The 18430-nt window shown below is 60.4% G+C and carries 16 protein-coding genes; 6 read left to right on the top strand and 10 right to left on the bottom strand.

Features of this window, described 5'->3' with window-relative positions; genetic code table 11:
• Positions 1–5 precede the first annotated feature (5 nt).
• On the bottom strand, positions 6–521 hold the full coding sequence (locus tag ONB52_07570; GenBank protein MDZ7416006.1) for a MogA/MoaB family molybdenum cofactor biosynthesis protein: 516 nt from the start codon (positions 519–521) through the stop codon (positions 6–8).
• A 78-nt stretch (positions 522–599) separates the two neighbouring features.
• Positions 600–1064, bottom strand: coding sequence for a PTS sugar transporter subunit IIA (locus ONB52_07565; GenBank protein MDZ7416005.1), 465 nt, complete (start codon positions 1062–1064; stop codon positions 600–602).
• Between the two features lie 969 nt (positions 1065–2033).
• Here ONB52_07565 and ONB52_07560 point away from each other — a divergent pair.
• From ONB52_07560 to ONB52_07535, 6 genes are all read left to right on the top strand, one after another.
• Complete coding sequence (locus ONB52_07560) at positions 2034–3212, top strand: metallophosphoesterase (protein ID MDZ7416004.1); 1179 nt, start codon at positions 2034–2036, stop codon at positions 3210–3212.
• 360 nt (positions 3213–3572) lie between these two features.
• Positions 3573–4931, top strand: a complete 1359-nt coding sequence (locus ONB52_07555; GenBank protein ID MDZ7416003.1) for an amino acid permease — start codon at positions 3573–3575, stop codon at positions 4929–4931.
• A 24-nt stretch (positions 4932–4955) separates the two neighbouring features.
• Positions 4956–6038: a pyridoxal phosphate-dependent aminotransferase gene (locus ONB52_07550; GenBank protein MDZ7416002.1), complete on the top strand. Its 1083-nt coding sequence runs from the start codon at positions 4956–4958 to the stop codon at positions 6036–6038.
• A 613-nt stretch (positions 6039–6651) separates the two neighbouring features.
• Positions 6652–6801, top strand: a complete 150-nt coding sequence (locus ONB52_07545; protein MDZ7416001.1) for a hypothetical protein — start codon at positions 6652–6654, stop codon at positions 6799–6801.
• A gap of 63 nt (positions 6802–6864) precedes the next feature.
• On the top strand, positions 6865–9285 hold the full coding sequence (locus tag ONB52_07540) for a carbohydrate binding family 9 domain-containing protein (protein MDZ7416000.1): 2421 nt from the start codon (positions 6865–6867) through the stop codon (positions 9283–9285).
• A 230-nt stretch (positions 9286–9515) separates the two neighbouring features.
• A complete protein-coding gene (locus ONB52_07535; GenBank protein MDZ7415999.1) occupies positions 9516–10100 on the top strand; it encodes a hypothetical protein in 585 nt (194 codons plus the stop codon).
• 687 nt (positions 10101–10787) lie between these two features.
• Here ONB52_07535 and ONB52_07530 read toward each other — a convergent pair.
• From ONB52_07530 to ONB52_07495, 8 genes are all read right to left on the bottom strand, one after another.
• Complete coding sequence (locus ONB52_07530; GenBank protein ID MDZ7415998.1) at positions 10788–10994, bottom strand: DUF2892 domain-containing protein; 207 nt, start codon at positions 10992–10994, stop codon at positions 10788–10790.
• A gap of 317 nt (positions 10995–11311) precedes the next feature.
• Positions 11312–11986 (bottom strand): Crp/Fnr family transcriptional regulator, encoded by a 675-nt coding sequence (locus ONB52_07525; protein MDZ7415997.1) that lies wholly within the window; start codon positions 11984–11986, stop codon positions 11312–11314.
• Positions 11987–12642: 656 nt separating this feature from the next.
• Positions 12643–12984: a thioredoxin gene (gene trxA, locus ONB52_07520; GenBank protein MDZ7415996.1), complete on the bottom strand. Its 342-nt coding sequence runs from the start codon at positions 12982–12984 to the stop codon at positions 12643–12645.
• Positions 12985–13166: 182 nt separating this feature from the next.
• Positions 13167–13634 carry a YeeE/YedE family protein gene (locus tag ONB52_07515; protein MDZ7415995.1) on the bottom strand — a complete coding sequence of 156 codons (468 nt, stop codon included), beginning with the start codon at positions 13632–13634 and terminating at the stop codon, positions 13167–13169.
• A gap of 19 nt (positions 13635–13653) precedes the next feature.
• Entirely contained in the window at positions 13654–14151 is a 498-nt protein-coding gene (locus ONB52_07510; GenBank protein MDZ7415994.1) for a YeeE/YedE family protein, read from the bottom strand.
• A 321-nt stretch (positions 14152–14472) separates the two neighbouring features.
• Positions 14473–15915 (bottom strand): MBL fold metallo-hydrolase, encoded by a 1443-nt coding sequence (locus ONB52_07505; protein ID MDZ7415993.1) that lies wholly within the window; start codon positions 15913–15915, stop codon positions 14473–14475.
• An 89-nt stretch (positions 15916–16004) separates the two neighbouring features.
• The gene (locus ONB52_07500; protein MDZ7415992.1) at positions 16005–16808 is read right to left on the bottom strand and encodes a sulfite exporter TauE/SafE family protein; all 804 of its coding nucleotides are present in this window, start codon (positions 16806–16808) and stop codon (positions 16005–16007) included.
• Between the two features lie 316 nt (positions 16809–17124).
• Entirely contained in the window at positions 17125–17994 is an 870-nt protein-coding gene (locus tag ONB52_07495; protein ID MDZ7415991.1) for an RNA polymerase sigma factor, read from the bottom strand.
• Positions 17995–18430 lie beyond the last annotated feature (436 nt).

Raw genomic sequence — 18430 nt, 5'->3', positions numbered from 1 at the left:
GGCGTTCAGGGTTTGAAAAAATGCTGCTCATCCTGCACCTGCCCGTCGTGCAGCAGGGTGAGCGCGTGGGGCAAAACCGGCAGCACCACCGCCAGATTCTCGCGCACGGCGGCGGGACTGCCGGGCAGGTTGATGATCAGCGTCCGGCCGCGCACACCCGCAACCGCACGCGACAACATCGCAAACGGCGTCTGGCGCAGACCGGCCAGGCGCATCGCTTCCTCGATGCCCGGCACGCGCTGGTCGATCACCGCCAGCGTGGCATCCGGCGTCACGTCGCGGCGGCCCAAACCGGTGCCACCGGTGGTGAGAATCAGGTCGGCATGCTCCACGTCCGCCAGGCGAATCAAGCGGTCGACGAGCTGGCCGGCATCATCCGGCAAGACAAACTGCGCGAAAACCGGCAAACCGTGCTGCTCGAGCAACTCGCGCAGCACCCGCCCGCTTTCATCGGCGCGGCTGCCGGCGGCGGCGCGGTCACTCAGGGTAATGAGCGCAATGCGATAGGAAGTTTGCTGCATGTCGCGGTGACGGGAGCATGATAAAGGCCTGGTAATGCACGCTGCAAGTCCGGGTGAAGTGAGAAGGTGGAAAACGATTCAGTTGAGTGGGGTGTCGAATTCGTCGAAGAGCTTCAGGATTTCCTTGGGGGAGGTGGCGGTGAGGAGTTTGTCGCGAAACTCGCTGCGGCGGAGCAACCGGCATAGACGGGCGAGTATTTGCAGGTATTGGTTGGCTTCGTCCTTCGGGGTGCCCATCATGAAGATGAGTTGCACACCGTCGTTGCACGCCGCCGTAAAGGGGATGCTCCGGCTCGTGCGTGCGAAAGCGATAATGGGTTTCTTGACACACCTGGTGCGCGTATGCGGCAGCGCCACCCCTCTTCCGATGCATGTGGGCTCGATGGCCTCGCGTTCGATCACCTCGTGCAGGAAGGTGGCCGGCTCGGCGATGGCCTGTTGCGTCGCCATCTTCGCCACCATCGCGCGGAAGGCCTCGTACTTGTCGTGTGCGTCGAGATCCAGAAAGATCAGGTTTTCCGACAAGTAATCAGACAATTGCACGGGAAAAACTCCAAGGTCCATTCTCAATCGGCAAATGGCTGAGTTGCTTTGCCCTTCTGTTGCTCACCCGCTTCCCGGGGCCTTGCCCAAGATATTTTCCTGTCCTTGGCTTTTATATCACGGGGAATAAAACGTGCTGTCTTTCCTCTCTCCGTTTCATGCAATCCTGTTGCGGAATTTTTTTCGAGACAGCGGAATATAACGTGACGTCATCTAAGAGTCAACTAGTTTGTCGCGGCGGCACGTTCGAACCGCGCAAGTCTCCCCGGTCTGCAGATAATCAGACGGCTGTGCTGGTGCGATTGTTCAAGCAGCAATTTTGTTGTTGAGAGCAAGGCCTGCCCAAACAGGGGGACGGGGTACCGATTCACCGCCGCTTCCAGACTGCGGCAGGGACGGAAACGGCCGGTACCGGCAGCGATCCCGTTTGCTGCCAGGTGCGCAAAAAGCCGTTGCATTCGTATCCGGTTTTTGCGTTATATCCGGCTCGTCCCGGGGCATGCGGCAGAATTTCTGCTTTTTGCCACCAACTTTGTGAAACAATGAAATCCAAAGACGCTGCACGGTTTTTCCCGGTGCTCCCGCCGATCCTCTATGATTTTGAAAATCGTTGCGGCTTCGCGCCTCTGCCCGGGAGTGTCCGCCGTGCCTGAAAAGCCGGTGAGATTGGAATCTCAGCCGGTCATTTCGTTTTGGTTGAAAATGCCCTGTGCCCGATTGAGGCAGGGCGTGCAAAACTTGTCCTGGCGTCGCTTCTGCACGGACATTTTTCACGCAAGCGCCGGGCCGCGGCCGGAATCCTTTCTCAAAAGTTCACCAGGCGTTGCTTGCGTGTCTGTTTTGAAATAAAAAAAATGCCCGGGCGTTTGCCCCGCAGCCTGCACAACCCGATTAAAACTCGCAACGCGTCGCGCCGCAGCGCGCGAGATGTGGTTGTGCGACCGGCACAGTCAAAGAGGACAACGTCACATGTTTTTTCTCGTTGCGTTTGGCCTGTACGCTCTCGCCCATGCTTATGTTGGCTGGCGCCTGTTGTCGCCGCTGGCGCTGAGTGCTGCCCGTCAAAGTCTGGCCTGGCTGGCAATCCTGACAGTCATCGCCCTGCCGCCGCTCTATTTCACTTTTTCCCGCCGCCAGCAACAACGCAGGGCGCGGCGGCGGCTGGCCTGGCTCACGTTTCTGAGCATGGGTGCCCTGAATTTTCTCTTCTTCCTTTTGTTGATTCGCGATCTTGCCGGGCTGGCGCTGTGGGGCGTGCAGCATGCCATAGCCCTGGTGCAGGTTTCGCCGAATGGCGCGGCCTTGCTCAATGGCGAGCAACTGCATGAGCTGCTGCTCGCCACCAATCTCGCGGTGCTGGGATTGACCGCGGTGCTGGTGGGCTACGGTGTTTATCAAGCCCGCCGCACGCCGGCCGTGGTGGAAGTGACCGTGCCACTGCCAAACTTGCCGCCCGAGCTGGAAAGCCTCCGCCTGGTGCAGATCAGTGATTTGCATGTCGGGGATACCATCACAGCCGCCTTCGTGAAAAAAGTGGTGGCGGCCGTCAATCGTCTGGCGCCGGATGTGATCGTTTTCACCGGCGATCTGGCCGACGGCGGGGTGGCTCATCTGCGCGAGGACGTTGCGCCGCTGGCCCAACTCTCCAGCCGCTACGGCAAGTTTCACGTCACCGGCAATCATGAATACTATTCCGGTGCCGAGGCCTGGCTGGCGGAAGCGCGCCGCCTGGGCTTCACCGTGCTGTTGAATGAACATCGCGTGGTGACGCATGGCAGCAGCCGCGTGCTCATCGCGGGCGTGCCGGATTTTGGGGCCGGACCGTTTGTGCCGCATCACGATTCCAATCCCGCACAGGCCCTCGCCAACGCGCCGCCGGCCGAGTTGAAGATTTTGCTGGCGCATCAGCCACGCAGCATTTTCGCGGCAGCCCGGGCCGGCTTCGATCTGCAACTCTCCGGCCACACGCACGGCGGCCAGTTTTTTCCCTGGAATTTTCTCGTGCCGTTGCAACAGCCTTATGTCTCGGGCTTGCACCGCCACGGCAACACCTGGATCTACGTCAGCAACGGCACCGGTTATTGGGGCCCGCCGATTCGCCTGGGCGCGCCCGCGGAAGTGACGGTGATCAAGTTGAAAAGAGGATAGGCAGAACCAGCGCGAGGGCGCAGCTTGCCGCGCCGATCCTGGTGGCATCGGCATTTTCATTTCACCAGAATGGCCTGGCATTGGTGGGAAAAAATGTTATCATTTGCCCCAGCCGCCCCGAATCGGGCAGCATGCAGCAGCGAAGGGCAACGCCCTGGTGACGAAGTCAATCACAGCATCCGCAGGCCTCAGCGGGGCGGAATAGGATCGCGGTGTCGGGATCGAGCGCAGGCAATTCTATCTCACCCCGTCGGGGCTTCATACCCGTGGCGGGGACGTTTTCCAGGGCGATGCCCTTCGCTATCACAATTGTCTCCGTTGGACTGATACCGTTGCCACTTCCCATTCCAAGGAAGACCCGTGAACCCCTCACACGATGCCCCCGCACGCACTTCTTCTGCTGCTCCGCCGCAGCTCTCCCGGCAACTCGGTTTGTTCGACGCCACCATGCTGGTCATGGGCGGCATCATCGGCTCCGGCATTTTCATGAATCCCTACGTCGTCGCACAGCAGGTGCACACGCCGTTTCTCATCCTGGGTGCGTGGCTGTTCGGCGGCGTGATTGCATTGCTCGGCGCGTTCATCTATGCCGAACTGGCCGCCCGCATGCCCCAGGTGGGCGGGCAATATGCCTACCTGCGCGAAGCCTATCACCCGCTGGTGGCGTTCCTTTACGGCTGGTGCCTGCTGCTGGTGGTGCAAACCGGCGGCATGGCCGCGGTGGCCGTCACCTTCGGCCGCTATTTTCTCGAGCTGACCGGTTTGGCGCTGGCGGACTGGCTGGTTGCGGCCGTGGCGCTGGCGGTCCTGACGCTGATCAACTGCCTGGGCGTGCGGCCGGGCAGCACGGTGCAAAGCCTGCTGATGCTGCTGAAAATTGCTGCGATCGTCGGCCTGGTGTTGTGCGGCTTCCTGCTGGCAGATGAATCACGGCTCACCTGGCGGCCGCTGCTGGACCGGCCGCCGGGTCTGCCGTTGCTGTCGGCAATGGCGGCCGCCATCATTCCGGTGTTCTTTGCCTACGGCGGCTGGCAAACTTCGAGTTTTGTGGCCGGCGAAATGCGCCATCCCGGCAGAGATTTGCCGCGCGGCTTGCTGCTCGGCGTCGCGGGCGTGATCGTGCTGTATCTGGCGGTCAATCTCGTGTGCGTGCACGTGCTGGGCGCGGCGGGGCTCGCGCAAACCAACGCGCCCGCCTCGCAAGTCATGCGCGTGGTGCTCGGCGAAAAAGGCGCGGCGGTGATCGCGATCGGCATTGCCATTTCCACTCTCGGCTTTCTGAGTCAGGGCATTCTCACCGCGCCGCGCGTGTACTTTGCGATGGCGGAAGATGGCGTATTCTTCAAAGCCGTGGCGCGGCTGCACCCGCGCACACATGTACCGATTCTGGCAATCACCTTGCAGGGACTGTTCGCCATCATCATCGCCTTCTCCGGCCGCTATGAACAGATTCTCAACTATGTCGTTTCGATTGATTTCATATTCTTCGGATTGACCGCCACCTGTCTGTTCGTGTTGCGCCGGCGGGGCAACCCGCAATCCCCCGGCTATCGCGTGCCCGGCCACCCTTGGACCACGGCCTTCTTCGTGGCCTCGTGCTGGCTGATCGTGCTCAACACCTTCCTTGCCTATCCACAAAATACCTTGATCGGTCTGGCAATTTTGCTCGCCGGCATTCCGGCGTTTTTTTGGTGGCGGGGGAAAAGTGGCAGGCAATGAATCATTTCCAAAGCAGGTGAAATCATGACCCGCGTGATGAGCTCGCCCTACATGGAATGGGCCAAACTGCATTCCGGCAGCCGTTACAATCTCGCTTCGAGCGGCTTGGTGAACTATCCGCTGGCAGAATTGCAGGTGACGCTGGCCGACCTGGAATTGAGCGGGCCGGCGGGTTATGGCTACGCGCCGCTGCAACAGGCAATCGCGCGCCATTGCGGGGTCGATCCCGCTTGTGTGGTGGCGGCCAACGGCACCTCGATGGCCAATCATCTGGCGATGGCGGCGGTGTTTGCGCCCGGTGATGAGGTCTTAATCGAGCATCCGACCTATGAGTTGTTGACCGCCACGGCGCAATTTCTCGGCGCCCGGGTCCGCCATTTCAACCGCAAATGGGCGGACGGTTTTCGGATCGATCCCGCCGAAATCGAGCGCGTACTCACGCCACGCACCCGGCTCATCGTGATTTCCAATCTGCACAATCCCAGCGGCGTGTTCACCGACAACGACACCTTGCGACAAATCGGCGGGCTGGCACGGCGCGTGGGCAGCCGTGTGCTCGTCGACGAAGTCTATCGCGAAGCCCTGTTCGAGGCCCGGCCGCCGAGTGCGATTCAACTTGGTGAAGAGTTCATCGTCACCGGCAGTCTCACCAAAGCCTACGGTCTGAGCGGGCTGCGCTGCGGCTGGATTCTGGCCGAGCCGGAGCTGGCGAAAAGAATCTGGCGCTTGAATGATCTCTTTGGCGTCAACGCGCCTCATGTTGCCGAACGCCTGAGCGTGCTGGCGCTGGCGCAAATCGAACGCCTCGCCCGCCGGGCGCGGGAGATTTTGCAGGCAAACCGCCACGCCTGGCACACCTTCCTCGATTCCCGGCCGGACTTGCAGGCGGTGCGCACCGAATTCGGCATGATCAGTTTTCCGCGGTTGCTGCACGGCAGTGTCGAGGATTTGTGCACCCGCCTGCGCGAACAGCATGACACCACCGTGGTGCCCGGCCACTTTTTCGGCATGTCACCGCATTTTCGTGTTGCCCTGGGCGGGCCGGTGGATATGGTCGCCGCCGGTTTGCAGCGACTGGCCCGGGCGCTCGATGATTTGCATGCCTGATCGCATGCCCGAGCAACCACCCCGCCGGTACAGCGATTGCAAGACACCCCCCGACTTTGCCGACTACAACCGTTTGTCACGAAGCCGGCAACCTTTCCTTACTCGTTCACGTCGAAGTCGCGAAATTTTCCTCCCCAGGTAATTTGCCATGCCGGTATGGGCACCCCTCGGGATGGAAATGTCGCGCAGGCATCTGGACGAGTGTCATAACTTTTCAAACAAAGCAAAAAAAATCTCACGCCAGGAGTTTTTCTGCAGCAATTGCGAAACAACAAGCCGCAACAACACAAAAACAACATCGGCCGTCAGATTTTCCCTCGTGCTTCTGGTGGGTTGCGTGGTTCAAAAATCTTCGCGGCGACAGTTCAGTCCCCTCTCTGATCTGCCACAGCGTGGCCGTGGCACTACTGCAGAGCGCCTCCGCAGAATCGCAAGATAAAGCCACGGTTAAACCATGGCGGAACGGGTACTCTTTGCAAAGTCCCTGCGGCTTCGCGTCTTTGTGTGTTTTGGCTTTTGGATTTTATCGCTTCGAAAAAGTTGGCAGGATTGGACACCCTGTCTGCCGGCAGGCTGGAGGCCTCCGCTGCAGCATTTTCAGAGGAAAATCACAATGATCCACAAGCTGCTCACTGTTGCGTTGTTGTTGCCGGTTGCGGCATCCGCCGCGGCAGCCCGGCCCGCCGCCCAAAAAATTTACCATACCCGGCCTGCCAATCCACACGCGCCGGTCATCGACGGCCGGCTGGATGACCCGGCCTAGGAAAAACTGGAATGGGCCGGCGATTTCACCCAGCGTGAACCCCTTGACGGCAAGCCATCTTCTCTGCCAACCAGCTTCAAGATCACTTATGATGACAGGAACCTCTATGTCGGCATTCGCGCGCATGACGATCAGCCGGAGCGGATCGTGCGGCGCGTCTCGCGTCGCGACTCTTTCGACGGCGACTGGGTCGAGATCAACCTCGACAGTTACTTCGATCATCGCACCGCCTTCTCCTTCACCATCAATGCCGCGGGCGTGAAAGGCGATGAAGCCGTTTCCAACGACGGCAAGACTTGGGATGCCAACTGGAATCCGGTGTGGTTCGCGGAAGTGGCGGTGGACGACCAGGGCTGGTGCGCGGAGATGCGCATTCCCTTCAGCCAGTTGCGCTTCGGTGACAAAGAGGAGCACGTGTGGGGCATGCAAGTGCAGCGCCGCATCTTCCGCAAGCAGGAACGGTCGGTGTGGCAGTACATTCCACAAAACACCGCGGGCTGGGTGAGTTACTTCGGAGAGTTGCACGGCCTGAAAGGCATTCAAGCGGCGCAGCGCATCGAGATTCTGCCCTATGGCGTCAGCAGCCTGCGACGCGCTCAAGAGCAGGCGGGCAATCCCTTCGCGACCGGCGAGCATCGCAAACTTTCCGGCGGACTCGATGCCAAAGCCGGCGTCACCAGTGATCTGACTTTGGATCTCACCCTCAATCCCGATTTCGGCCAGGTCGAAGCCGACCCTTCCGAAGTCAACCTCACTGCCTTTGAATCCTACTTCCGGGAAAAACGGCCGTTCTTCATTGAAGGCCAAAGCATTCTCGATTACCGACTGACCGGCGGCGACGGGTCTTTTTCCAACGACCGGCTGTTCTACTCCCGACGCATTGGCCGGGCGCCGAGCCGCGCGCCGGAGCTGGCTGACGGCGAATTCATTGCAATGCCGGAGAATTCCTCGATCGTGGGTGCCGCCAAATTGACCGGCAAAACGCAAAGCGGACTTTCGCTCGGCCTGCTCGAGGCCGTAACCGAGGAGGAGGAAGCAGAGATTGCTTTCAACAGCCAGCGCCGCCGCCAAGTCGTGGAGCCGCGCACCAATTATTTCATCGGCCGCGTGCAACAGGATTTCAACCGCGGCACCAGCGCCATTGGCGGCATGTTGACCGCCACGCATCGCGATCTCGCCGGCACCGGCATCTCCACCCTGAACCGCGCGGCCTATGCCGGCGGCTTCGACATGCGCCATCAATGGCATGATCGCAAATACTATCTCGAAGCGCTGGGCGTGATCAGTCACATTCGCGGCGACTGGGCGGCAATCGCCGAGGCGCAGCAAGCTTCGCAGCGATATTTTCAGCGCCCCGACGCCGATTATCTCGAGTTCGACCCGCACCGTACTTCGCTCAGCGGCCACGGTGGCAACCTGAGCGTGGGCCATGGCGGCACCAGCCGCTGGCGCGCCAATCTCGCCGTCACCTGGCGGTCCCCCGGTCTGGAACTCAATGACGCCGGTTTCCTGCGCCAGGCCGACCGCGTGATGCAGTCCCTGTGGCTGGGCTACCGCATCACCACTCCCTTCGCCATTTTCAATCGCTTGAACCTCAACGTGAATCAATGGCAGGGCTGGAACTTCGGCGGCGAACGGGTCTTCAGCGGCGGCAACTTCAATGGGGGCGGGCAACTGAAGAACTACTGGTTGATCTGGCTGGGAGTGGGACACGAGGGGGAAAACCTGGCGACCACGGCGCTGCGCGGCGGTCCGGCGTTGCGGCTGCCGGCGCAATGGAATCAGTGGTTCATGCTGGAGAGCGACGAACGCAAGACCGTGCGGGTGGGGATCGAGAGCAGCAACAGTTGGAAAGACCAAGGTTCGACATGCCAGCACGATATTGGCGTCTGGCTGTCGCTGCGTCCGCTCAATGCTCTCGCGCTGCAATGCAATCCCTTCTACAGCTTCAATCGCGATGAGCTGCAATATATCAGCACGCTTGTCCACCGCGGAGAAAACCGTTATCTTTTCGGCCGGCTGCGGCAAAAAACGCTGGCAGTGACTGTGCGCGTGGATTACAGCGTCACGCCCGACTTGTCGGTGCAGTACTATGGCCAGCCCTTCGTCTCGGTGGGAAGATTCTCGCAGTTCAAGCGCATCACGAGCCCGCGCGCGCCCGACTATGCCGCGCGCTTTCACATTTTCACCGCTGAGATCACGCCGGACCAAGCAGGCGGGCAACTGTTGGTGGACGAAGATCGGGACGGCAACACGGACTACGCCTTCGGAAATCCGGATTTCAACTTCCAGCAATTCCGTTCGAACCTGGTGGTGCGCTGGGAATACCGCCCGGGCTCAACCGTCTTTTTGGTGTGGTCGCAGGGCCGCACCGGCACAAGTCCGGCTGGCGGATTTTCCTTCCGGGATAATCTGAATGATCTGTTCAACGTTTATCCCGACAACGTCTTCTTAATCAAACTGAGCCGCTGGCTGTCCTGGTAAGCAGGCATGCACCGGCAGCCGGCGTCAAGACCGTGCCGGCAGCGGGTTGACAGCGTCAACTGCTTGCAAGCCATCAAAGCGCTGCCTCTTGGCGCCAGTGTGGTTCATGACAGGGACGGCGCACGCCGGGTCTTCGCAAAGTGGCATTCATGCCTTTTGCGGCGTTACCGTGCCGTGAAAGTCGTGGCCTTGCTCTCCATACTTCTGCCTTACCCTCAAACGGAAATCGCATGATGCGTCCTCATGTCGAACTTGTTACGATGACAGCCCTGGAGCTGCTGACCCGCGTTGCCGACGGCATCACCACGCATATGGCCACGCCGGACCTGGCGCGGGAGTTGAATCCCCTCGCAAGCGGCGGCTGGCCGGCTTTGATCGCAGCCGCATTGGCTGTCGTGGCCGGTTCAACCTGTCTCCATGCCCAATATCTCTTTCGACCGGTTGACAACTTTCCCTCCACGGCCGCGATGGACCTGCGGGCTTTCAAAAGGCATTATTTCGACCCAAAGGAGAATGCCACGCTCCGGGAGCACCCCTGGAGGGTGGCTGCTTATGTCTTCGGCTATGTAACGCCGCGGACCCTGATATTATGGACGCTGCTGTTGATCGCAAACAATCTGGCGACGGCCGCGCCGGTTGAGTCTTATGTCGAACTCAAACGACAGTATCCGGTGTGGATCGCTTTCTATGCCGCGTTGCCCTTGATCGCGGTGCTGCTGGTGGAACGCCTGCAGCAGCGGGATTTCGCTCGCTATCGCGGCACCCGGCACGGCGTGCCGCCGCCCGGACAGGAGGGCAGGAAGGCTGTACCCTGAGGCGCCAGCCCCGACAGTCGATTCGGTGTGCGTGCCGAGCTGTCCTGCTCCATCGCATTGTGCCCGCCAGCTTGAGGTCCTGCCGCGGGAGGGGCACTATTCACCAGTGTCCTGAGTGGCATACGCGTAATCAGCGGACAACGCCAACATCTCCTACTTCGATCTGCTTATCTTCTGCCTGCCCGCCGTTAAACACCGCGTGACCGGCAACACGAGCTTGCCTGCCACCATTGCTGTGATTCATTCCGTGAGACAACCTGTTTTTGCCGGGGAATGGCCATGTCACGGCACCCATCAGTTATTCCAGTCGAACTACGGCAAAACTTTTTTCGAATGTGGAGTGGCCCTGACTGCGAGATTTGCCCGCTTGCCGATAGCGTCACGGCTTTTCTCCCAAGAAATGTTTTTTTCGTGGGAATCCTGCTTGCGTGGGCGAAATGTTTGTGTTTGAGGTTGAGCGCGACTCATTTTTTCTCTCACGAAAATGGTGTCCCGCAAAATGACTTGTTCCATCCCCTGGGTGGTTGGGCGTCGCGATCAAATCGGCGGTGCTCCCGGAGGGGATCAATCTGGATGCAAAATTCAGGAAGGAAGATGGCGGGGGAAGGCGTTGGCGAGGGTTGCGGGTGACTCAAAACCACCCCGGCATGGCTTTACGGCCATGCCGGGACAGGGGCTGATGTGTTGTCATTGCCGCGCCGGCTTGGTGGCGCAGGTGCTCAATCCCAAAAGCGCATAAAGCGGGCACCAGGACACCAGGCCGGTGAGCAGGGGTACGAAACCTACCAGCGCAAGAAAGCGCAGGTTGCCCTCCAGCACGAAATAGAGACTGAAAAGCACCAGCGCCAGAATCAGGCGGACGGCTTTGTCGAGCGAACCGACATTTGCTTGCATGACACACCTCCGTTGCAGGTGATGGTTCATTCACAACAATTTTCATTCCGCAGCATGTCTGCTGGTTTGCCTGCAAGATAGCAGATTGGCATGCACTTTTCCGTGACTTTGTCACCGAGGCAGCAAAAAAGTGCGCCGCCACGCGGGGGATCGCAAAGCCCTCACCCTGGCATGAGCGGTTGGCGGATCGCGGAAACATGCCGGCCTCATCATCGCGCCGGGATTCCGCAAGCATCCGGGGAAGACAACTGGCGGAGTTTTGCCGGGCAGACCGGGCCGTTGTCGCAGTGCCCCGGTGCGTGGCTTTCAACGGGGCATTACTCTTCCGCCAGGCGGCGCAGCACTTCTTCATTCTGCAGATGCAGCCGGCGGCGGCCCAACGCCACCGCACCCCGGCGCTCGAACTCCTTGAGCAATCTGCTGACGACTTCGCGCGCCGAGCCCAGCTCCGCGGCGATCTGCTCATGGGTGACGGCCAGCGTGCGGCGCGGCCGCCCCTGATTGGCAAAACGTTCGAGCAGAAAGCGTGCGAGCTGGAGGTCCCGTTTGCCAAACGCGACTTCTTCCACCAGGGTCATCACTTCCGCCAGGCGGGTGGCCAGCAATGCGAAAACAAAGCGCCGCACCTCTTCATGGCGGGCAATCCATTCCCGAAACAGTGGCGCCGGATAAAGCACGGCCTCGACCACTTCCTCCGCGACTGCGCTCGCCGGGTAATTGCGATGCCCGAGCAGACAGGCGGCGGTGAGAATGCAGCTTTCTCCCGGCCGTACATGATACAGAGTTATCTCACGACCGCGCTCGCCGCTTTTATAGACGCGCAAGCTGCCGGTGCCCACCAGCGGAATATGATGGCAAACGCCCCCTTCCTGAAAATAAAACTCCCCCGGCAGCAGGCGGGCAGAGCTTGCGGCCTGGAGGAGTTGATCCCGCAGCGTGCCGGGCGCGGCACGATAAAGCGGGAATTTCTGGAGGATCTGACGTTTTTCCATCACGAGCTGGCGGTGCGCGGCGAGAGGCCAAACGCCTGCCAAAATGACAATGCTGCAACGTTGGGTTCCAAAATCCCCTCCACGACTCAAAACTGTCATTCCGGAGAAATCTTCTTCAATGCTGGGATTGCTGCCTGTCTAGTGCACTGTAAACGTGAATTCTGCAATCCCCGTCCCTTGTGGGCGGCTAATGAATTTTTGCTCCTTCAGCCGCGAGCCACGAGGGGGCGCGGCTACAAAAATTAACGTAACAGTGCACTAGTCCCAAGCACTCAAAAAGATTCTTCCAGAATGACATTTGGGGGGGGAAGGTGCCAACTTAACGTTGTATTGACAAGCATCTCTCGCGAGGGTTCGGCCGGTGATTCTTTCCCAATAATCGCGAGTGACAAAGCCGCAGCCCGCCGTGTTGATGCTCACCGCGGCATGGCCGGGCCTTCCCGGCCTTCGGTCGATTGCCGGAATGACGCCGCGAGGTATCATCCAGCAGTCCGGCTGTTGCAACAACCCTCCCGCGGGCGCCGGAAGTCTGCCGCCGTGAAAAAGTCCGGCTGCTCTCCCGCTGATCCGGCAGAAATTTTGTGAAAACTCGGGCACAGTGTCAAGCCTTGCTGCGGCACTGTTGGCATGACCTGCCGGGCGGCCATTGGGATGAATCAAGCTGACGGGGCACCAGAGGCCAGCACTTGATCGAGGTGACTGGCAATCACTTTTTGCGGCACCGCGCCGACGATACGATCCACCACTTTGCCGCCGCGGAACAACAGCAGCGTGGGGATGCCGCGAATGCCCAGTTCCGAGGGCATGTCGTTGTTGTCGGCGTCCATTTTGCCGACTTTCACGCGGCCGGCATATTGCGCTGCGATGGCTTCCACTGCGGGCGCCACCATGCGACAGGGCATGCACCAGTCGGCCCAGACATCGACCAGTACCGGAATGGGGGACTCCAGCACTTCCTGCTTGAAATTGGCATCGGTGATTTCAATGGGCTTGCTCATAATCATCTCTCCTGTGCAAGATTCAATTCATCAGTTCAAATTACCAGTGCCGACGGCAAAAACGGGCACGCTCACGCGTGCGTTGTTTTCCTGCTTTGCCGGTGTCATTCCGCAGGGATCCTGTGCGCCAGACAGCGCAGGATCCCTGCAGGATGACCCTGGCGGTGATGAGACGTCCGGCTTCAGACCGTTTCCAGGCGCGAGGTGCGGGAGGTCGCAACCGCAGCCGAGACGGGCAGCGCTTTGGCCCGGCTTTCCCGCAAACCATAGAGCCAGGTTCCCAGCAAGATGCCGAGCAGCGTGAACAGCGCGGCCAGCTTGCCTTCGCCCAACATCGCGAGTGCGGTGCCGGGGCAGGCGCCCGCCAGTCCCCAGCCCAAACCGAACAGCAGGGAGCCGGGAATCAGCGTGGCCTTGTATGGTTTGCCCCTGAAGGCGATGGGCTTGCCGTCAAACAGCGAGCGGGCCTTCACGAGCCTGAGCACCGCGACGCCGAGCGCAGCGAGGGTTGCGGCCATGGCGATGACCCACAAGAGCTGCAGATCCTCGAATAAAAACAGCCTGGCGTAGAAATCGTAAGTGGTGGCGCCGGCGCGGCTGAGAATGAAACCGAATAGCGCCCCAAACAGCAGAAACGAGTACTTCTTCATCTTCTGTCATTCTCCTGTGTCAAACCAGCAGCCGAAAGAGCAGCTGCACCATAATAAAGCCGCCCACAAAAAAGCCGGCGGAGGCGAGCACACTGGGGGGATTGAGCATGGCGATGCCGGCAATGGCATGGCCGCTGGTGCAGCCACCCGCCAGGCGCGCCCCGTAGCCGATCATCACGCCGCCGAGAGTCAGCACCAGGGCTTTGGCCCACAAGGCCTGCGGCAGCACGTGGTCATACATTTCGCCCATCGCAAAGCTGACGACGATTTCACCCGGCGAGGTCAGCGCCGCCAGCAGCCCGCCGAGCGGAATGCCGAGAAGAAACCACAGCCGCCAGTTGTTGGCGTTTTGATATTCGCCCTCGTGGAAAAACGGGGCATTGGAAACATAGCTGCAGATGTTGCCGAAACCGGTGGAAGCGCCCAGGGCATTGCCGGAGACGAGCCACTGCAGCAGTGCGTAGGTACCAACGGCCAGCCCGCCAACCCAGCCGCTCCAAACGACGACTTCCGTCATATACAGGAACCTCGCAAATTAAGTGACCCTTTTTGTGTGTGCTTTGATTGATCAGAGGCTGCGGCGAACCGGAGACGATCTGCCAGTGTGCTGCGCGACAGAAAGCCGGAAACATTGCCGGCGACTGCTCTCCGTTTCGCTGCCCGCGGCCTGGCAGGGAACACCCGCCGGCCTGCTGCGCTGTTGCCTTGCTTCGTCCAGTTGGCCCCCGTCATGTCATGCCGCTAAATCCTGCGGCCGACCCGGCAGCGTGCCGGCGTTTTCGCAGGAGTCTTGCCGAATGGACACCGCGCTGGCTGGACTTTTCAAGGCAACAGACCACTAGTTGCGTGTTTCGATCTGGCCGCCGGCATTCTGCCAGGCGACATAGCCGCCGCTGAGATGGACCACGTCATAGCCTTGACGCATGAGCCAGGCAGCGGCAATCGCGGAACGATTGTCGGTGCGGCAGTGCACCAGCAGCCGGCGATCCTTCGGCAATTCAGCAACGCGCCTGGGCAGTTGCGTGTAGGGCACATGCAGTGCGTCTGGCAGATGACCGGCGGTGAATTCCGCCAGGCCGCGCACGTCCACGACCAGCGTGTCGGGCCGGGTGAGCTGGCCATTGAGTTTTGTTATGGGCATCACGGCAATATTGGCGACTTTGCCGCCGTCCGCCTGGTATTGCGCGAAGGTTTCCGGGGTGGCATAGCCCGCCACCGAATCCAGACCGATGCGAATCAAGTCGATCACCGCCTCCCGCACGCGTTGTTCTGCGACGATGAGGTAGAACGGCTGGTTGGGCTCGAGATAGGAGCCGGTGACATTGGGAAAATAGTTGGAGAGTGGCGCCCACAACGCGCCGGGGAGGTGGCTCTCGCGAAATTGCGGCCACGGCCGGGTGTCAACGATGGGGGCTTTTTCCTCCACCAGGCGCCGCAGTGCCTGCACCTCGAGCGGCCGGGGTTGCGGCAGCTTGCCGAGGATGGCCGGACCCTCCTTGTTCTCGCGTTTCATGCGGGCGAAATAAAGCGGCGGCTCGGGCTGGCCGCTGAGAATGGCCTGCACGAAGCGCTCTTCATCCGTGGCGTCGGCAATCGCGGGATTGAAGCGCTTTTCATAACCGACCGTGGATTGCGGCACGGCACCCAGGGCTTTGCCGCAGGCGCTGCCGGAGCCGTGTGCCGGCCAAACCTGCAGGTAATCCGGCAGGTTTTTGAAGCGCTGCACGGTGTGGAAGAGCGTGCGCGCCGCCGGTTCCTTGGCGCCACTCTGGCCAGCCGCGGTTTCCAGCAAGTCCGGCCGGCCGACATCGCCGACAAAGACGAAATCACCGGTGGCAATGCCCATGGGTTCATTGGCGCCGCCGCCGCGATCGGTCACCATGAAGCTGATGTGCTCGGGGGTGTGACCGGGAGTGTGCATGGCTTTGAATTCGATGTTGCCAACTTGAAAACTGTCGCCATCCTTGAGCAGCTTGTAATCATAGCTGCCCCCGCCCATTTTTTTGTCGAGCCAGCGATACTTCCAGTTGGCGTCACCCTCATCGGAAACGTACAGGCGGGCGCCGGTGCGTTCCGCCAGCTCACGCGCGCCGGAGAGATAGTCGGCATGGATGTGGGTTTCCGCGATGGCGGTGATCTGCATGCCCTCGCGCGCCGCGGCCTCGAGGTAACGGTCCACGTCACGTTCGGGATCGATCACGATCGCCTCCCCGGTGCGCTGGCAGCCGATCAGATAACTGGCCTGCGCCAGCTTCTCGTCATACAACATGCGAAAAAGCATGAACGAACCTCCTTGATGATGGTTTGAGTTTTATCGCAGGCAACACGTTCACGCCAGCCGTGTCGGCGCGCATGCGGCATGCCGACTGTTCATGCCAGAAACAACTCTCTGGTCACGATGTAGGCGCCCATGATCAGCACGAACCAGCCGAACGCCATTTTGAGCTTGCCCGCAGGCGCATGCTTGTTGAGATAGGTGCCAAAGGCGATGCCCACCAGCGGCAGCAGGGTGATGAGCGCCACAAAACCGTAATCGATGTTGGCCACGGCCTGCGCCTCGCCCATGAAACCGATCAGCGATTTGGCGGCGATGATCAGTAGATCGGTCCCGATCGCCACTTTCATGGGCAGGCCGCCGAGCAGCACCAGCACCGGCAAAATCATGAAGCCACCGCCCGCGCCCACGAAGCCGGTGATAATGCCCACGCCCAAACCCAGCGCGAAGATGAGCGGGATTTTGCGGGCAGGCAGTGCCACCGGCGGCCCGGCCGGCTCCGCCTCCTTCTTGCTGCGAATCATGGCCAGGGAAGTGATCAACATGAAGATTGCGAAGACGATCATCACCATAACATCCTTGCTCAAGACCAGGCTGCCGGATTGCAGCACCGGATTCGGAATGGCGGGAAAGAGGTAGCGCCGGGTCAGGTAAACACCCAGAATGGCCGGGGTGCCGAAGATCAGGGCCATGCGCGGGTTGGATTGCCCGCGGCGCAGATATTCCATCGCGCCGGCCAGCGCCGTTGCGCCCACGATTGCCAGGGAATAACCGGTCGCCTGCGACGGTGACACCGAGAACAAATACACCAGCACCGGCACCGTGAGAATCGAACCACCGGCGCCGATCAATCCCAGCACCACGCCCAACGCCAGCATCGCGGCATAGCCCACTGCCATACTCGTTTCCACAAGAATCTGCCCTCTTGTTGATGTTTCAACCGTAGTCCTGCCCGGGTCGGTCGGGCTTTCTGGGTGATTAGAGACATGGCAGGGGAAAAGGTTCCCGCGGATTTCTGCGGGCCGGGCCAAGCGCCCAATTCAAGAGGAATTAGGCCAATTTTCGAAAACACCACTGCCCGGGCGGCTGCTCCTTCATTGGAGCCGCGCCAGTTCCCCTCAATGGCAGATTGCAATCTTCTGGAAGCTGAGGCGAACCCGGCTGTGCCGCGGTTGAAAATTCCCATGAGGGAAACAGAAATTTTGATGAAAAAATTCAAGCAGAGCGCCTGGCCGAACGCCTGCCGCCAGCCCGGCCGGCGTGTTTGAATTCCTGCAGCAACAAGTGGCGCAGCGGCTCAGGCAACGGCCCGCGCTTGAGGTTGAGGCAAATTTCGTGGGTGAGATCGAGCGTGGCAAACAGGGATTGGCAGCGGGAGCACAACTCGCCAGCGGCAAGAGGAAATTCCACCCCGCGATCCAGGGCCTCCTGTTTGGCATGCAGGAGATGCAAACAGACTTGCTTTTCGTGATCGGGCGGCGGGGCCTTGTGCTTGGGCAGTTTCTTCGCCAGCTCCTTGCGCAGCAGCAGCCGGCCGCGATGCACACGCGTTTTGACGGTGGCTTCTTTGATGCCTAAAACCCGGGCCACTTCTTCGACGGAGAATTCCACGATGTCCTTGAGCAGCAGTGCCATGCGAAAGGGCGGGGGCAGCTTGGTGAGCGCCCGTTGCACCGCTTCCTGGGCTTCGCGTCGCAACACCTGATCGAGCGGGCCGTCGTGATCGGCGGGCAGGTCGGGAATTTCGTCGGCTTCGGGGTCGGGCAACAGCTCGGCCAGCGACTGCATGCGTTGCGGCTGGCCGGCGCGCCTGCGTTTGAGGCGCTGGCAGGCGCGCACCGCGATGGTATAGAGCCAGGTGGCCGGTTCAGAGCGGCCTTCGAATTGCTCCCACTTGCGGAAGGCGCGCAGGAAAGTCTCCTGAACCAAATCCTCCGCGTCGGTTGGCCGGCCGCACATGCGCAACCCCAGATTGTAAATGAGCCCGCCGTGTGTTTCCAACAGGCGTGGGATGGCTTTGTCAGCAGGCTCAGCGGCAGGATGGACCGGCGGATGCGGCGTGACGGGCTTCTTGATATTTCTCATTTGCTCATTTGCTCGAATACGGAAAGTTCTGACAGTCGGAAAAAGTGTACGGCCGTCTCCGGCCTCCGCGGAGGATGGCCACCACACCTGCCGGCCGGGCTTCAACCTGCAAAGGCCGGCGGGAGGCAACGGCGCCGGCGAATATAGCAAACCGGCGGCGCAGTTACAAATATTCTGCAACCGGCAGTGTTTCACTGCTTGACAATGTTGCAATTTTTGGTTATGCTTCGCCACTCCAGGATCGATCCCACCGCGCGCCATTACGGACCCCGGGCGCAATCCCGTAACGCGGCCTGCAAGCCGCACCCCAAAATTTTTGGACACGAATGAACACCGCTCAATATGGATTATTGTATCGGCGCTCATTTGTGAAAAACTGTGGTCTAAAAACCCTGGCAGCCATGCCAGGTTTTTCCCGGGACTATGCGGTAACCCA

The organism is candidate division KSB1 bacterium, from assembly GCA_034506255.1.
Classification (GTDB): domain Bacteria; phylum Zhuqueibacterota; class Zhuqueibacteria; order Zhuqueibacterales; family Zhuqueibacteraceae; genus Coneutiohabitans; species Coneutiohabitans thermophilus.
Note: the sequence above shows the minus strand (reverse complement) of the source record. Positions and strands in the feature narration are given on the sequence as shown.

Coding starts and splice junctions, on each gene's coding strand:
- ONB52_07570 (MDZ7416006.1), bottom strand. CDS start 521: ATGCAGCAAACTTCCTATCGCATTGCGCTCATTACCCTGAGTGACCGC.
- ONB52_07560 (MDZ7416004.1), top strand. CDS start 2,034: ATGTTTTTTCTCGTTGCGTTTGGCCTGTACGCTCTCGCCCATGCTTAT.
- ONB52_07550 (MDZ7416002.1), top strand. CDS start 4,956: ATGACCCGCGTGATGAGCTCGCCCTACATGGAATGGGCCAAACTGCAT.
- ONB52_07545 (MDZ7416001.1), top strand. CDS start 6,652: ATGATCCACAAGCTGCTCACTGTTGCGTTGTTGTTGCCGGTTGCGGCA.
- ONB52_07535 (MDZ7415999.1), top strand. CDS start 9,516: ATGATGCGTCCTCATGTCGAACTTGTTACGATGACAGCCCTGGAGCTG.
- ONB52_07530 (MDZ7415998.1), bottom strand. CDS start 10,994: ATGCAAGCAAATGTCGGTTCGCTCGACAAAGCCGTCCGCCTGATTCTG.
- ONB52_07525 (MDZ7415997.1), bottom strand. CDS start 11,986: ATGGAAAAACGTCAGATCCTCCAGAAATTCCCGCTTTATCGTGCCGCG.
- trxA (MDZ7415996.1), bottom strand. CDS start 12,984: ATGAGCAAGCCCATTGAAATCACCGATGCCAATTTCAAGCAGGAAGTG.
- ONB52_07515 (MDZ7415995.1), bottom strand. CDS start 13,634: ATGAAGAAGTACTCGTTTCTGCTGTTTGGGGCGCTATTCGGTTTCATT.
- ONB52_07510 (MDZ7415994.1), bottom strand. CDS start 14,151: ATGACGGAAGTCGTCGTTTGGAGCGGCTGGGTTGGCGGGCTGGCCGTT.
- ONB52_07505 (MDZ7415993.1), bottom strand. CDS start 15,915: ATGCTTTTTCGCATGTTGTATGACGAGAAGCTGGCGCAGGCCAGTTAT.
- ONB52_07500 (MDZ7415992.1), bottom strand. CDS start 16,808: ATGGCAGTGGGCTATGCCGCGATGCTGGCGTTGGGCGTGGTGCTGGGA.
- ONB52_07495 (MDZ7415991.1), bottom strand. CDS start 17,994: ATGAGAAATATCAAGAAGCCCGTCACGCCGCATCCGCCGGTCCATCCT.